This is a genomic window from Streptomyces cyaneofuscatus (genome assembly GCF_033109485.1).
GTDB classification, from domain to species: Bacteria; Actinomycetota; Actinomycetes; order Streptomycetales; family Streptomycetaceae; genus Streptomyces; species Streptomyces cyaneofuscatus.
Genome location: NZ_CP137002.1, coordinates 6387398 through 6401598 on the forward strand (window position 1 = coordinate 6387398; position 14201 = coordinate 6401598).

General features: G+C 70.2%; 13 protein-coding genes. 12 read left to right on the plus strand and 1 reads right to left on the minus strand.

Annotation, left to right across the window (positions count from 1 at the left end; all coding sequences use genetic code 11):
* Positions 1-2 precede the first annotated feature (2 nt).
* From murG to R2B67_RS28145, 8 genes are all read left to right on the plus strand, one after another.
* Complete coding sequence (gene murG / locus R2B67_RS28110) at positions 3-1097, plus strand: undecaprenyldiphospho-muramoylpentapeptide beta-N-acetylglucosaminyltransferase (protein ID WP_015607995.1); 1095 nt, start codon at positions 3-5, stop codon at positions 1095-1097.
* A 49-nt stretch (positions 1098-1146) separates the two neighbouring features.
* A complete protein-coding gene (locus tag R2B67_RS28115) occupies positions 1147-1941 on the plus strand; it encodes a cell division protein FtsQ/DivIB (RefSeq protein WP_317821953.1) in 795 nt (264 codons plus the stop codon).
* Positions 1942-2217: 276 nt separating this feature from the next.
* Complete coding sequence (gene ftsZ, locus R2B67_RS28120) at positions 2218-3441, plus strand: cell division protein FtsZ (RefSeq protein WP_237325389.1); 1224 nt, start codon at positions 2218-2220, stop codon at positions 3439-3441.
* Positions 3438-4178 carry a peptidoglycan editing factor PgeF gene (gene pgeF / locus R2B67_RS28125; RefSeq protein ID WP_317821955.1) on the plus strand — a complete coding sequence of 247 codons (741 nt, stop codon included), beginning with the start codon at positions 3438-3440 and terminating at the stop codon, positions 4176-4178. Before ftsZ ends, pgeF begins: the two co-directional genes overlap by 4 nt.
* 6 nt (positions 4179-4184) lie before the next feature.
* Positions 4185-4904: a YggS family pyridoxal phosphate-dependent enzyme gene (locus R2B67_RS28130; RefSeq protein WP_237325387.1), complete on the plus strand. Its 720-nt coding sequence runs from the start codon at positions 4185-4187 to the stop codon at positions 4902-4904.
* A 126-nt stretch (positions 4905-5030) separates the two neighbouring features.
* Positions 5031-5654 carry a cell division protein SepF gene (locus R2B67_RS28135; RefSeq protein WP_030564126.1) on the plus strand — a complete coding sequence of 208 codons (624 nt, stop codon included), beginning with the start codon at positions 5031-5033 and terminating at the stop codon, positions 5652-5654.
* A gap of 90 nt (positions 5655-5744) precedes the next feature.
* Positions 5745-6029, plus strand: coding sequence for a YggT family protein (locus R2B67_RS28140; protein ID WP_006123846.1), 285 nt, complete (start codon positions 5745-5747; stop codon positions 6027-6029).
* A gap of 49 nt (positions 6030-6078) precedes the next feature.
* Positions 6079-7215, plus strand: coding sequence for a DivIVA domain-containing protein (locus R2B67_RS28145; protein WP_317821960.1), 1137 nt, complete (start codon positions 6079-6081; stop codon positions 7213-7215).
* Positions 7216-7519: 304 nt separating this feature from the next.
* Here R2B67_RS28145 and ileS read toward each other — a convergent pair whose 3' ends face one another.
* Positions 7520-10663, minus strand: a complete 3144-nt coding sequence (gene ileS / locus R2B67_RS28150) for an isoleucine--tRNA ligase (protein WP_317821962.1) — start codon at positions 10661-10663, stop codon at positions 7520-7522.
* Positions 10664-11240: 577 nt separating this feature from the next.
* Between ileS and R2B67_RS28155 the strand changes: the two genes are divergently transcribed.
* Genes R2B67_RS28155 through R2B67_RS28170 form a run of 4 tightly spaced genes read left to right on the plus strand, consistent with a single transcriptional unit; the run spans position 11241 to position 14184 of the window.
* Entirely contained in the window at positions 11241-12068 is an 828-nt protein-coding gene (locus R2B67_RS28155; protein WP_317821964.1) for a TraR/DksA family transcriptional regulator, read from the plus strand.
* Between the two features lie 58 nt (positions 12069-12126).
* Positions 12127-12717, plus strand: a complete 591-nt coding sequence (gene lspA / locus R2B67_RS28160) for a signal peptidase II (RefSeq protein WP_018512009.1) — start codon at positions 12127-12129, stop codon at positions 12715-12717.
* Between the two features lie 43 nt (positions 12718-12760).
* A complete protein-coding gene (locus tag R2B67_RS28165; RefSeq protein WP_018512010.1) occupies positions 12761-13702 on the plus strand; it encodes an RluA family pseudouridine synthase in 942 nt (313 codons plus the stop codon).
* Positions 13699-14184, plus strand: a complete 486-nt coding sequence (locus tag R2B67_RS28170; RefSeq protein ID WP_317821966.1) for a GNAT family N-acetyltransferase — start codon at positions 13699-13701, stop codon at positions 14182-14184. Before R2B67_RS28165 ends, R2B67_RS28170 begins: the two co-directional genes overlap by 4 nt.
* The last annotated feature ends 17 nt before the right edge of the window (positions 14185-14201 follow it).

The window sequence follows — 14201 nt, forward strand, 5'->3', positions numbered from 1 at the left end:
CGGTGCATGTCGTACTCGCCGGCGGGGGGACCGCCGGACACATCGAGCCCGCGCTTGCCCTCGCAGACGCCCTGCGCAGGCAGGACCCGACCGTGGGAATCACTGCCCTCGGCACGGAACGCGGCCTGGAGACCAGGCTCGTACCCGAGCGGGGGTACGAGCTCGCCCTCATCCCTGCCGTGCCGCTGCCCCGTAAGCCCACCCCCGAGCTGATCACCGTCCCGGGCCGGCTGCGCGGCACCATCAAGGCCGCCGAGCAGATCCTGGAGCGCACCAAGGCGGACTGCGTGGTCGGCTTCGGCGGCTACGTCGCGCTGCCCGGCTACCTCGCCGCCAAGCGCGTCGGCGTGCCGATCGTGGTCCACGAGGCCAACGCCCGCCCGGGCCTCGCCAACAAGATCGGCTCCCGGTACGCCCACGGGGTCGCCGTCTCCACCCCGGACAGCAAGCTGCGCGGCGCCCGCTACATCGGCATCCCGCTGCGCCGCACCATCGCCACCCTGGACCGCGCCCGGGTCCGCCCGGAGGCCCGCGCCTCCTTCGGCCTCGACCCCAACCTGCCCACGCTGCTGGTCTCCGGCGGCTCGCAGGGCGCGCGCCACCTCAACGAGGTGGTCCAGCGGGTCGCGCCGCTGCTCCAGCGCTCCGGGATCCAGATCCTCCATGTGGTCGGCCCGAAGAACGAATTGCCGCGGATCGACAACATGCCCGGGATGCCGCCCTACATCCCGGTACCGTACGTGGACCGGATGGACCTCGCGTACGCCGCGGCCGACATGATGCTCTGCCGTGCGGGCGCGATGACCGTCGCCGAACTCTCCGCTGTCGGGCTCCCCGCCGCCTACGTCCCGCTGCCCATCGGCAACGGCGAACAGCGGCTGAACGCCCAGCCGGTGGTCAACGCCGGCGGCGGCCTGCTGGTGGACGACGCGGCGCTGACCCCCGAGTGGGTGCAGGGCAACGTCCTGCCGGTGCTGTCGGACCCCCACCGGCTGTACGAAATGTCCCGTGCCGCGGCCGAGTTCGGCCGGCGCGACGCCGACGACCTGCTCGTCGGCATGGTGTACGAAGCGATTGCCTCCCGCCGCCAGGCGTGAGGCGGTGCGGACCCGGGGCGGGCGCCCCGGGTCCGGCGAAGGAGCGAGCGTGGCCGGACCGACGACCGCCCAGCGCGGCGCAACGGGACGGGCGGACACCACCGCCCGCCCGCCGCACATCGGCCCCGAGGGGCGCCGGCTCAGCCGCCGTACGCTCCTGATCCTCATCGGCGTAGCGGCGGCCCTGCTCACCGCGTTCGTCATCTGGGTGCTGTACGGCTCCTCCTGGCTCCGCGTCGAACGTGTGACCACCAGCGGCACCGAGGTGCTGACCCGCGAAGAGGTGGAAGCGGTTGCCGCCGTACCGCTCGGGGCTCCGCTGATCTCCGTGGACACCGGTGCGATGGAAGGCCGGTTGCTCCAGAAGTTGCCACGTATCGACTCCGTGGATGTCGTGCGGTCCTGGCCGCACGGCATCGGCCTTAAGGTGACGGAACGCAAGCCGGTCCTTCTGGTGGAAAAGGGCGCGAAGTTCGTCGAAGTAGACGGAACGGGCACCCACTTCGCCACGGTGGACCGGGCGCCCAAGGGTGTGCCCCTGCTGGAGCTGAAGCCGGAACGGTCCGCGAGTCTGCGCAGGTTCGGCGGCGACCGTCTGTCGGCGGAGGCCGTGCAGGTCGCGGGCGAGCTGCCGAAGGGGCTCGCGAAGGAGATCAAGGCGGTGCGGGTCACCTCGTACGACGGGATCTCCTTGCGGCTCACCCGTGGCCGGACGGTGATCTGGGGCAGTAGTGAGGACGGGCCGGTGAAGGCGCGTGTTCTCGCCGCTCTCATGAAGGCGGACCCCAAAGCGGGACAGTTCGACGTGAGTGCCCCCAGCGCCCCTGCGGTATCGGGGAGTTGACGTGCATTTGTGCTGGCCAGCCCCCTGGTTGGTCAGCGCTACGGGTGATCACATAGGGTGAAAAGAAAAACGGGAGGTTCGGCGTGTTCGTTGAACGTGCGCCACTTGTCGACTTAGTGTCCTGTTCGGAAGAGTCCAGGAAGCAGACACACTGTTAACCCTAAAGTTGAACGTTAGGGTTTGGGTCGGCGTTCGGACCGTCCCCATCGACATCAGTCGTCGCCGCGGGTCCCCCGCAGAGCGACGACACGTAACTCGAGGCGAGAGGCCTTCGACGTGGCAGCACCGCAGAACTACCTCGCAGTCATCAAGGTCATCGGTGTCGGCGGCGGTGGTGTCAATGCCATCAACCGAATGATCGAGGTCGGTCTCAAGGGCGTCGAGTTCATCGCGATCAACACGGACGCACAAGCCCTGTTGATGAGCGACGCCGACGTCAAGCTCGACGTCGGCCGCGAACTCACCCGGGGCCTCGGCGCCGGGGCGAACCCGGCCGTCGGTCGTAAGGCGGCAGAGGACCACCGTGAGGAGATCGAGGAGGTCCTCAAGGGGGCCGACATGGTCTTCGTCACCGCCGGAGAGGGCGGCGGCACCGGCACCGGCGGCGCACCCGTCGTCGCCAACATCGCGCGCTCGCTGGGCGCCCTGACGATCGGTGTGGTCACCCGCCCGTTCACCTTCGAGGGCCGGCGACGCGCGAACCAGGCGGAGGACGGCATCGCCGAACTCCGCGAAGAGGTCGACACCCTCATCGTCATCCCCAACGACCGCCTGCTGTCCATCTCGGACCGCCAGGTCAGCGTGCTCGACGCCTTCAAGTCGGCCGACCAGGTCCTGCTCTCGGGTGTCCAGGGCATCACCGACCTGATCACCACGCCGGGCCTGATCAACCTGGACTTCGCCGACGTCAAGTCGGTCATGTCCGAGGCCGGATCGGCGCTCATGGGCATCGGCTCGGCGCGCGGCGACGACCGCGCGGTCGCGGCGGCGGAGATGGCGATCTCCTCGCCGCTCCTGGAGGCGTCCATCGACGGCGCCCGCGGCGTCCTGCTCTCCATCTCCGGCGGCAGCGACCTCGGTCTCTTCGAGATCAACGAGGCCGCCCAGCTGGTGAGCGAGGCGGCACACCCCGAGGCCAACATCATCTTCGGCGCCGTCATCGACGATGCCCTGGGCGACGAGGTCCGGGTCACCGTGATCGCGGCCGGATTCGACGGCGGACAGCCGCCGGCCCGGCGCGAGAGCACGCTGGGCGCCAGCACGAACAAGAGGGAGGAGCCGGCCGCCCCGGCCAGGCCCTCCGCCGAGAGCGCGCGTCCGTCGGGCGGACTCGGTTCCGTACCTCCGCGTGAGGAGAGCCCGGCCCCGGCCGAGCCCGCCCCCGCGTCGGCTTCGAGCGAGGGCCCGCTGTCGCCGGTCTCTCCGCCGCACGTCCCGCCGGCCCGTCCCTACCAGGACACCCAGGCCGAAGAGCTGGACGTACCGGACTTCTTGAAGTGATAGGTCAGCACCAGGCGGAACCCGTCACGGGCAGCGCTCATTTCGCCTTCACCGACCGGTGGGGCGGAGTGAGCGCCGCTCCGTACGGTGAGCTCAACCTCGGCGGCGCGGTCGGTGACGACCCCGCCGCCGTCGGCGCGAACCGCGAGCGCACGGCCCGCCGGCTCGGCCTCGACCCGGCCTCGGTCGTCTGGATGAACCAGGTGCACGGCCGGGACGTGGCGGTCGTCGACGGACCCTGGGGCGCGGAGGCGGAGATCCCGGCCGTGGACGCGCTGGTGACCACGCGGCGCGGACTGGCGCTCGCCGTCCTCACCGCCGACTGCACCCCCGTCCTCCTCGTCGATCCGGTCGCCGGAGTCGTCGGGGCGGCGCACGCCGGGCGGCCGGGGCTGGTCGCCGGGGTCGTCCCGGCGGTGGTCGAGGCCATGACCGCGCGGGGCGCACGCCCGTCCCGGATCACCGCACACACCGGGCCTGCCGTCTGCGGGCGGTGCTACGAAGTGCCCGAGGAGATGCGGGCCGAGGTCGCCGACGCGGTCCCCGGTACCTGGTCGGAGACCAGCTGGGGGACCCCGGCGGTCGACGTCACCGGCGGAGTCCACGCCCAGCTCGCCGCTCTCGGGGTGAGCGACCTGCACCGTTCGCCGGTCTGCACCCGTGAATCGGGCGACCACTTCTCGTACCGCCGCGACCGCACCACCGGGCGGCTCGCCGGATATGTCTGGTTGGACTGATAGGGCATGACGGACCGTAAGGCTCAACTCGCGGCGAATCTCGCACAGGTGGAGGAAAGGATCACCTCCGCCTGTGCCGCGGCCGGCCGCAAGCGCGAGGAGGTGACCCTGATCGTGGTCACCAAGACCTACCCCGCGAGCGATGTACGGATGCTGCATGAGCTCGGTGTGCGCCATGTCGCCGAGAATCGTGACCAGGACGCGGCACCGAAAGCCACCGCTTGTGCGGATCTTTCCCTGACATGGCACTTTGTCGGACAATTGCAGACGAACAAGGTTCGTTCTGTGACGAGTTATGCCGATGTCGTGCAGTCGGTCGACCGGATCAAGCTGGTCACCGCCCTCTCGGCCGCAGCGGTCCGTGCGGAGCGCGAGCTCGGCTGTCTGATCCAGGTCGCCCTGGACGCGGAGAGCGGCGAGCGCGGAGAGCGCGGCGGCGTCGCGCCCGACGGGATCGAGGAGTTGGCCGCCGCGGTCGACGCGGCGGAGGGTCTGCGGCTGGAGGGTCTGATGACCGTGGCGCCGCTAGCCGGACCGTTTGCCGGCAGGCAACGGGCCGCGTTCGACCGGCTGATGGAATTCGCCACCCGCCTGCGCGCCGGTCATCCGGCTGCCACCATGGTCTCCGCAGGTATGAGTGCGGACCTGGAGGACGCGGTGGCGGCCGGAGCGACACATGTACGCGTCGGTACGGCGGTACTCGGAGTCCGACCCGGGCTCGGGTAACGTCGCGAAGCAAGTCGGACCACAGCAGAAAATATGGTCATTCCCCAGCACGACGGGGCGGACCACAGTGGATCGCGGGCACTTGGTGACGAATGCCGATCCACCACAGAGCGGAGGACTCGGAGCATGGCCGGCGCGATGCGCAAGATGGCGGTCTACCTCGGCCTCGTGGAGGACGATGGGTACGACGGTCCGGGGTTCGACCCCGATGACGAATTCGAGCCTGAGCCGGAGCCCGATCGGCGACGGCATCAGCCCCCGCACCAGGTGGAACGCGAGCGCGAGCGGGAGCGCGAAAGGGACGAACCGGTACGAGTGGTACAGCCGCCCGCCCAGCGTGAGCCGGTTCAGCTCCCCGCGGAAAGCGGGCGACCCGCCCGGATCGCACCCGTGGCATCCATCACACCTGAACGCCCGAACATGGAGAAGAACGCACCGGTGATCATGCCCAAGGTCGTGTCCGAGCGGGAGCCGTACCGCATCACCACGCTGCATCCCAGGACCTACAACGAGGCCCGTACCATCGGGGAACACTTCCGTGAGGGCACTCCGGTGATCATGAATCTCACGGAGATGGACGATACGGACGCGAAGCGACTTGTCGACTTTGCCGCAGGACTCGTCTTCGGGCTCCATGGCAGCATTGAACGCGTGACGCAGAAGGTGTTCCTGTTGTCGCCTGCTAACGTCGATGTCACGGCGGAGGACAAGGCCCGCATCGCAGAGGGCGGATTCTTCAACCAGAGCTGAGAACACGACACCGGGAACAACCCGGCCGCGAGGCCGGTGCCGGCCGAGAGGCCGGAGCTACGAGAGCCAGGGGAGAGGGAAGCGCGAGACATGGGCGTCGCACTGGATGTGGTCTATATCGCGCTGATGTGTTTCCTCATCGTGCTGATCTTCCGGCTGGTCATGGACTACGTCTTCCAGTTCGCACGTTCATGGCAACCCGGCAAGGCGATGGTGGTCGTACTTGAGGCCACCTACACTGTCACCGATCCACCGCTCAAGCTTCTGCGGCGGTTCATTCCGCCGCTGCGTCTCGGGGGCGTGGCACTCGACCTGTCCTTCTTCGTTCTGATGATCATCGTCTACATCCTGATCAGCGTTGTGGTCAGGTTGTGAGCGATACGGTCTTGCCGACTGCCGACGACTACGTAGAGGTGAAGAAGAGATGCCGTTGACCCCCGAGGACGTGCGGAACAAGCAGTTCACGACCGTCCGCCTCCGAGAAGGCTATGACGAGGACGAGGTCGATGCCTTTCTCGACGAGGTCGAATCGGAGCTGACCCGTCTGCTCCGTGAGAACGAGGACCTGCGCGCCAAGCTGGCCGCCGCGACGCGTGCCGCCGCGCAGAACCAGCAGCAGCAACAGCAGCAGGGTATGCGCAAGCCCCCGGAGCAGCAGGACCGCCCGGGCGCTCCCGTACCCGCCGCCATATCTGGACCGCCGCAGCAGCAGCAGCCCCCGCAGATGGGTCCGCCCCAGCTGCCCGGTGGCGCGCCGCAGCTGCCTGCCGGTCCCAGCGGTCATGGCCCCCAGGGCGGCCACGGCGGCCCGCAGGGTCAGGGCCCGATGCAGGGCGGCCCCATGGGCGGTCCGATGGGTCAGCACCCCCAGCAGCAGCAGATGCAGCAAATGCAGCAGATGCAGCAGCCGCAGATGCAGCAGCAGGGGCAGGGCCCCGGTGGCGACAGCGCCGCCCGTGTCCTCTCGCTCGCGCAGCAGACCGCCGACCAGGCGATCGCGGAGGCCCGTTCCGAGGCCAACAAGATCGTCGGCGAGGCGCGGAGCCGTGCCGAGGGTCTGGAGCGCGACGCGCGCGCCAAGGCGGACGCCCTGGAGCGGGACGCGCAGGAGAAGCACCGCGTGGCGATGGGCTCGCTGGAGTCGGCCCGCGCGACGCTGGAGCGCAAGGTCGAGGACCTGCGTGGCTTCGAGCGCGAGTACCGCACGCGGCTGAAGTCCTACCTGGAGAGCCAGCTGCGTCAGCTGGAGACCCAGTCGGACGACTCGCTCGCCCCGCCGCGGACCCCGGCGACGGCCTCGCTGCCGCCGTCCCCCTCGCTGGCCCCGGCCGGTGCGGGTGCGATGGGTCACTCCATGGGCAGCTCCAACCACGGTGGCCACGGTGGCCAGCAGATGGGTGGCGGCCAGTCCATGGGCGGTGCGCCGTCCTACGGTGGGCAGCAGCAGATGTCGCCCGCGATGACGCAGCCGATGGCGCCGGTTCGGCCTCAGGCGCCGCAGCCGATGCAGCAGGCGCCGTCGCCGATGCGTGGCTTCCTGATCGACGAGGACGACAACTGATCGGATCGCGCTCGCTGAGCGCGTAGCCGTCGGCAGTCAAAGGGCCGGGCCTCGGGGTTTTCCCCGGGGCCCGGCCCTTTGCCGTGGGCGGTGCCGATGGGGGCGCCTGCGGCGGGCCTTGTCCCCTCCCCGCCCCTTCCCGAAACCGGGGCGCTGCCCCGGACCCGCTCCTCAAGCGCCGGAGGGGCTGAAACCTCAGCCTCGCCGGCGTTTGAGGCGTGGGGGTTCGGGGGCGGAGCCCCTGAGGGGGTACGGCGAAGGGCCCGGCCGGATGCGTTCCGGCCGGGCCCTTCCGCGTACGGGCCTACTGCTTGCGCAGGCGGAACACCAGCTCCAGGCCCTCGTCCTCGAACGGCGCGCCGTACGTGTCGTCCGCCTCGCCCTCCGCGTAGTCCAGGGCCAGCACCTCGTCCGCGATCAGCGGCTTGTGCTCCGTGAGGGCCTCCGCCGTTGCGGGGGACGTCGTCGTCCAGCGGACGGCGATGCGGTCCGCCACGTCCAGGCCGCTGTTCTTGCGGGCCTCCTGGATCAGGCGGATCGCGTCACGGGCCAGGCCCGCGCGGCGCAGCTCCGGGGTGATCTCCAGGTCCAGGGCCACCGTCGCGCCCGCGTCCGAGGCGACCGACCAGCCCTCGCGCGGGGTCTCCGTGATGATGACCTCATCGGGGGTAAGGGTGATCTGCTCGCCCTCCACCTCCACCGACGCCGTGCCCTCGCGCAGGGCCAGGGAGAGCGCCGCCGCGTCCGCGTTCGCGACCGCCTTGGCCACCGCCTGCACGCCCTTGCCGAACCGCTTGCCCAGCGCCCGGAAGTTCGCCTTCGCCGTCGTGTCGACCAGCGAGCCGCCGACCTCCGAGAGCGTGGCGAGCGATGTGACGTTCAGCTCCTCCGTGATCTGCGCCCGCAGGTCCGGGGCAAGCGACTCGAAGCCGCTCGCCGCCACCAGTGCCCGCGACAGCGGCTGCCGCGTCTTCACGCCCGACTCCGCGCGCGTCGCCCGGCCCAGCTCCACCAGGCGGCGCACCAGCGCCATCTGGGAGGAGAGGGTCGGGTCGATCGCCGACGCGTCCGGCTTCGGCCAGGAGGAGAGGTGCACCGACTCCGGGGCGTCCGGGGTCACCGGTGCGATCAGGTCCTGCCAGACCCGCTCCGTGATGAACGGGACCAGTGGGGCCATCAGCCGGGTCACCGTCTCGACGACCTCGTGCAGCGTGCGCAGCGCCGCCTTGTCGCCCTGCCAGAAGCGGCGGCGCGAGCGGCGTACGTACCAGTTGGAGAGGTCGTCGACGAACGCCGAGAGCAGCTTGCCGGCGCGCTGGGTGTCGTAACCCTCCATCGCGACCGTCATCTGGTCGACCAGCGCGTTGAGTTCGCTGAGCAGCCAGCGGTCCAGGACCGTGCGGTCCGCCGGGGCCGGGTCGGCCGCCGACGGGGCCCAGTTCGAGGTGCGTGCGTACAGGGCCTGGAAGGCGACCGTGTTCCAGTAGGTGAGGAGCGTCTTGCGGACCACCTCCTGGATCGTGCCGTGGCCCACCCGGCGCGCCGCCCACGGGGAGCCGCCCGCCGCCATGAACCACCGCACCGCGTCCGCCCCGTGCTGGTCCATCAGCGGGATCGGCTGGAGGATGTTGCCCAGGTGCTTGGACATCTTGCGGCCGTCCTCGGCGAGGATGTGGCCCAGGCAGACCACGTTCTCGTACGAGGACTTGTCGAAGACCAGCGTTCCTACAGCCATCAGCGTGTAGAACCAGCCGCGGGTCTGGTCGATGGCCTCCGAGATGAACTGCGCCGGGTAGCGGCTCTCGAAGACTTCCTTGTTCTTGTACGGGTAGCCCCACTGCGCGAACGGCATCGAACCCGAGTCGTACCAGGCGTCGATGACCTCCGGGACGCGGTACGCCTCCAGCTGGCAGTTCTCGTGCGTGCAGGTGAAGGTGATCTCGTCGATGAAGGGGCGGTGGGGGTCGAGGGATGACTGGTCCGTGCCGGTGAGTTCTGTGAGTTCCGCCCTTGAGCCCACGCACGTCAGGTGGTTGTCCTCGCAGCGCCAGATCGGCAGCGGCGTGCCCCAGTAGCGGTTACGGGACAGCGCCCAGTCCACGTTGTTGTTCAGCCAGTCGCCGAAGCGGCCGTTCTTGACCGAGTCCGGGAACCAGTTGGTCTTCTCGTTCTCCTGAAGGAGACGGTCCTTGATCGCCGTCGTCCTGATGTACCAGGACGGCTGCGCGTAGTAGAGCAGCGCCGTGTGGCAGCGCCAGCAGTGCGGGTAGCTGTGCTCGTACGGGACGTGGCGGAAGAGCTTGCCGCGCGCCTCCAGGTCCGCGGTGAGAGCCTCGTCGGCCTTCTTGAAGAAGACGCCGCCGACCAGGGGGAGGTTCTCCTCGAACGTGCCGTCGGGGCGGACCGGGTTGACCACCGGCAGGCCGTACGCGCGGCAGACCAGGAGGTCGTCGGCGCCGAACGCGGGGGACTGGTGGACCAGACCCGTACCGTCCTCGGTCGTGACGTACTCGGCGTTGACCACGTAGTGGGCTTCTGCCGGGAAGTCGACGAACGTGAAGGGGCGCTCGTAGGTCCAGCGCTCCATCTCCGCGCCGGTGAAGGACTGGCCGGTTGCCTCCCAGCCCTCGCCGAGGGCCTTCTCCAGGAGCGGTTCGGCTACGACGAGCTTCTCCTCGCCGTTCGTCGCGACGACGTACCGGACCTCGGGGTGTGCGGCGACCGCCGTGTTGGAGACCAGCGTCCAGGGGGTCGTCGTCCAGACCAGAAGCGACGCCTCGCCGGCCAGCGGGCCGCTGGTGAGGGGGAAGCGGACGAAGACGGACGGGTCGACGACCGTCTCGTAACCCTGCGCCAGCTCGTGGTCGGAGAGGCCGGTGCCGCAGCGCGGGCACCAGGGGGCGACGCGGTGGTCCTGGACCAGCAGGTCCTTGTTGAAGATCTCCTTCAGCGACCACCACACGGAGTCCACGTACTCCGGGTCCATCGTGCGGTAGGCGTCGTCCAGGTCGACCCAGTACCCCATCCGGGTCGTGAGCTCGGCGAAGGCGTCGGTGTGCCGGGTCACCGACTCGCGGCACTTGGCGTTGAACTCGGCGATGCCGAACGCCTCGATGTCCTTCTTGCCGTTGAAGCCCAGCTCTTTTTCCACCGCGAGCTCGACCGGCAGGCCGTGACAGTCCCAGCCGGCCTTGCGGCCCACGTGGTAGCCCTGCATGGTGCGGAAGCGGGGGAAGACGTCCTTGAAGACGCGGGCCTCGATGTGGTGGGCGCCGGGCATGCCGTTGGCGGTGGGCGGGCCCTCGTAGAAGACCCACTCGGGGCGGCCCTCGGACTGGTCGAGGCTCTTGGCGAACACCTTGTGCTCTTGCCAGAAGTCGAGAACGGCGTGCTCCAGCGCGGGCAGGTCGACCTGGGCGGGTACCTGGCGGTACTGCGGCGATGTCATGTGCGGCTTCCTCCGGCGGACGTATTCCACTTCCGTCGGAGGGACGAGAGCCGGATCTGCTCCCGCGGTACCACCCTCCTTGGCCCCGGGCGTGTGCCCGTGGCCCCCTCATTGGGGTCGCGATGCCGGGTCTAGTGGCCTCGGGCGCCGGTGGGCGGGGCCCATGGTCCGAGGCGTTCTTCCGGCGGCTCCGGGGTGATCTTCACGACGCGCTCGCCCCCGGGCTCCCACCGTCCCCGGGTCGCTGCTGGCTGCGTACGGCGCTACTCGTCCCATCCATGCCTTTCGCTGCGCCCAGTGTACGGGCCCGGACGGCTGACGGCCGACCGGTTTAACCGGGGCCCGGGCGTGACCCGAATGGCCAGTCGGGGGCGTACGGAGTCGAGCGCGGGGTGCGGGGGCGGCCGGGGGCTGGATTACCGGGCGGGGAGCTGGGAACAACGGATGCAGGTGCGCCACGACCGGGTACGGGGAGGGGCGGAAAGGGCGGCGTGCCCCGTTGCCGCGGGGCTGGGGTCGATTTATCGTCCCAGCACGATTCGCGTGCAAGATCACAATATGTGAAGGGGCCGCGGCCATGGTGGCGAAGAAGACGGCGGAAGAGACCGCGGCCGGGCAGAAGGCCGACGGGAAGCCACCGGCCGACGAGACGTCCGAGGACGGGACGGCCGCCGGGAAGGCGCCCACGAAGAAGGCGGCCGTGAAGAGGGCTGCCGCGAAGAAGGCGGGCGCGAAGAAGACCGCCGCGAAGAAAGCGCCTGTCAAGAAGGCGGCTGCGAAGAAGGCCGCCGCCGAGAAGAGCACCGCGAGTACGAAGAAGAGCGCCGCGAAGAAGAGCGCGGCCGAGAAGGCTTCGAAGACGGCCGCACAGACGGCCACGGGGGCGGCTCAGGCCGCCGAGGAGACGGGAGCCCACACGGTGGTAGCCAAGAAGAGCGCGAGTCGCCCCGCAGCCGCTACGGACGAGGCGGCCGTGCCGCCGGCCCGTGGAGCCGCCGCGACCGCTCCCGGCGAACTGGCGGTACGGCCCGGGGAGGACCCCTGGACGCCCGAGGAGGTCACCGAGGCACGCACGCTGCTGACCAGCGAGATCATGCGGCTGCGCAGCGAGCTGGAGGCCTCGGGGGCAGCCCTTGCCGGGCTGATGCGGGACTCCGGCGACGGCGCGGGCGACGACGAGGCCGACACGGGCACCAAGAACATCACGCGGGAACACGAGCTGTCGCTCGCTGCCCACGCCCAGGAGACGCTGGAGCAGACCGAGCGGGCCCTCGCGCGGCTGGAGGCGGGGACCTACGGGCTCTGCGAGGTGTGCGGCAAACCGATCGGCAAGGCACGGATGCAGGCATTTCCCCGCGCCACCCTCTGCGTCGAGGACAAACAGAAGCAGGAGCGGCGCGGCTGACCCGTACAGGTGTGTCGTACCCTCGTCCTCAGTCAGGCACCTAGGTTGAGGGACTCACGTGGCAGAGGCGGAGCGCATCATCGGTACGCCGGACAATCCCGAGGCCGAGCACACGGACGAAGGCGGCTCCACGGCCGCCGACGCCGCGGTGAACGCGGGCACGGGCAAGCGCAAGATCCTGGCACTCGTCGTCGTCGCGATCGTGGCCTACCTGCTGGACCTGGTCTCCAAGCTGATCGTGGTCGCCAAGCTGGAGCACCAGCCGCCGATCGACATCATCGGTGACTGGCTCCAGTTCCGGGCGCTGCGCAATCCCGGTGCCGCGTTCGGGTTCGGCGAGGCGTTCACGGTGATCTTCACCATCATCGCCGCCGGCGTGATCGTGGTCGTCATCCGGCTGGCCCGCAAGCTCTACAGCCTGCCCTGGGCCATCGCCCTGGGACTGCTCCTGGGCGGCGCGCTCGGCAACCTCACCGACCGCATCTTCCGGGCGCCCGGCGTGTTCGAAGGGGCGGTGGTCGACTTCATCGCCCCCAAGCACTTCGCCGTCTTCAACCTCGCCGACTCCGCCATCGTCTGCGGCGGCATCCTCATCGTGATCCTCTCCTTCAAGGGGCTGGACCCCGACGGGACCGTCCACAAGGACTGACCGGGCTGCGCGGGGAGCGTGGCGCGCAAGGCATACTCGACAGGTGAGTACGCACCCCGAGATCCGCACCCTGCCCGTACCGGACGGCCTGGAAGGCGAGCGTGTCGACGCCGCCATCTCCAGGATGTTCGGTTTCTCCCGCACCAAGGCCGCCGAGCTGGCCGCCGCCGGGAAGGTCCAGGTGGACGGTTCGGTGGCCGGCAAGTCCGAGCGCGTGCACGGCGGCGCCTGGCTGGAGGTCGAGATGCCCCAGGCACCCGCCCCCGTCCAGGTCGTGGCCGAGCCCGTCGAGGGCATGGAGATCGTCCACGACGACGACGACATCGTGGTCATCATGAAGCCGGTCGGCGTCGCGGCCCACCCCAGCCCCGGCTGGACCGGCACCACCGTCATCGGCGGCCTCGCCGCCGCCGGGTACCGCATCTCGACGTCCGGCGCCGCCGAGCGCCAGGGCATCGTGCACCGCCTCGACGTCGGCACCTCCGGCCTGATGGTCGTCGCCAAGTCCGAGCGCGCGTACACCCTGCTCAAGGCCCAGTTCCGCGACCGGATCGTCGACAAGAAGTACCACGCGCTCGTCCAGGGCCACCCGGACCCGATGAGCGGCACCATCGACGCCCCCATCGGGCGCCACCCCAACCACGACTACAAGTGGGCGGTCACCGCCGAGGGCAAGCCGTCGGTGACCCACTACGACCTGATCGAGGCGTACCGCGCCGCCAGCCTCCTGGACATCAAGCTGGAGACCGGCCGCACCCACCAGATCCGGGTCCACATGTCCGCCCACCGCCACCCCTGCGTCGGCGACCTGACGTACGGCGCCGACCCGACCCTGGCCAAGCGGCTCGGGCTGACCCGGCAGTGGCTGCACGCGGTGCGCCTGGGCTTCGAGCACCCGAGCGACGGCAGCTGGGTGGAGTTCTCCAGCACCTACCCGGCCGACCTCCAGCACGCCCTCGACACCATCGCCGCGGAGAGCCAGTGACCGCCGTACCACCCCCGTACACCGTCCGCAGGGCCGTCGAGGAGAGCGACCTCGCCGCCTGCTTCCAGGTGCGCAAGGAGGTCTTCGTCGGCGAGCAGAACGTGCCCGAGGAGATCGAGTACGACGCCTACGACCCGACCGCCGTGCACGTCCTGGCCGTGGCGGCCGACGGCACCGCCCTCGGTACGGGGCGGCTGCTGCACGGCGCCGACGCTGCCGGGAAGACCGGCGGTGACCTCACCGTCGGCTCGCTCGGCCGGCTCGCGGTGACCCGGCAGGCGCGCGGCCTCGGCGTCGGCGCGGCCCTGGTGCGCGCCATCGAGGACGAGGCGGTCCGGCTCGGCCTGACCGCCGTGGACCTGCACGCCCAGACCCACGCCCTCGGCTTCTACGAGCGGCTCGGCTATGTCGCGTACGGCCCCGAGTTCCCGGACGCGGGCATCCCGCACCGGGCGATGCGCCGCGACACCGCGGCTGCCTGATCCCGCCGTACGGGGGG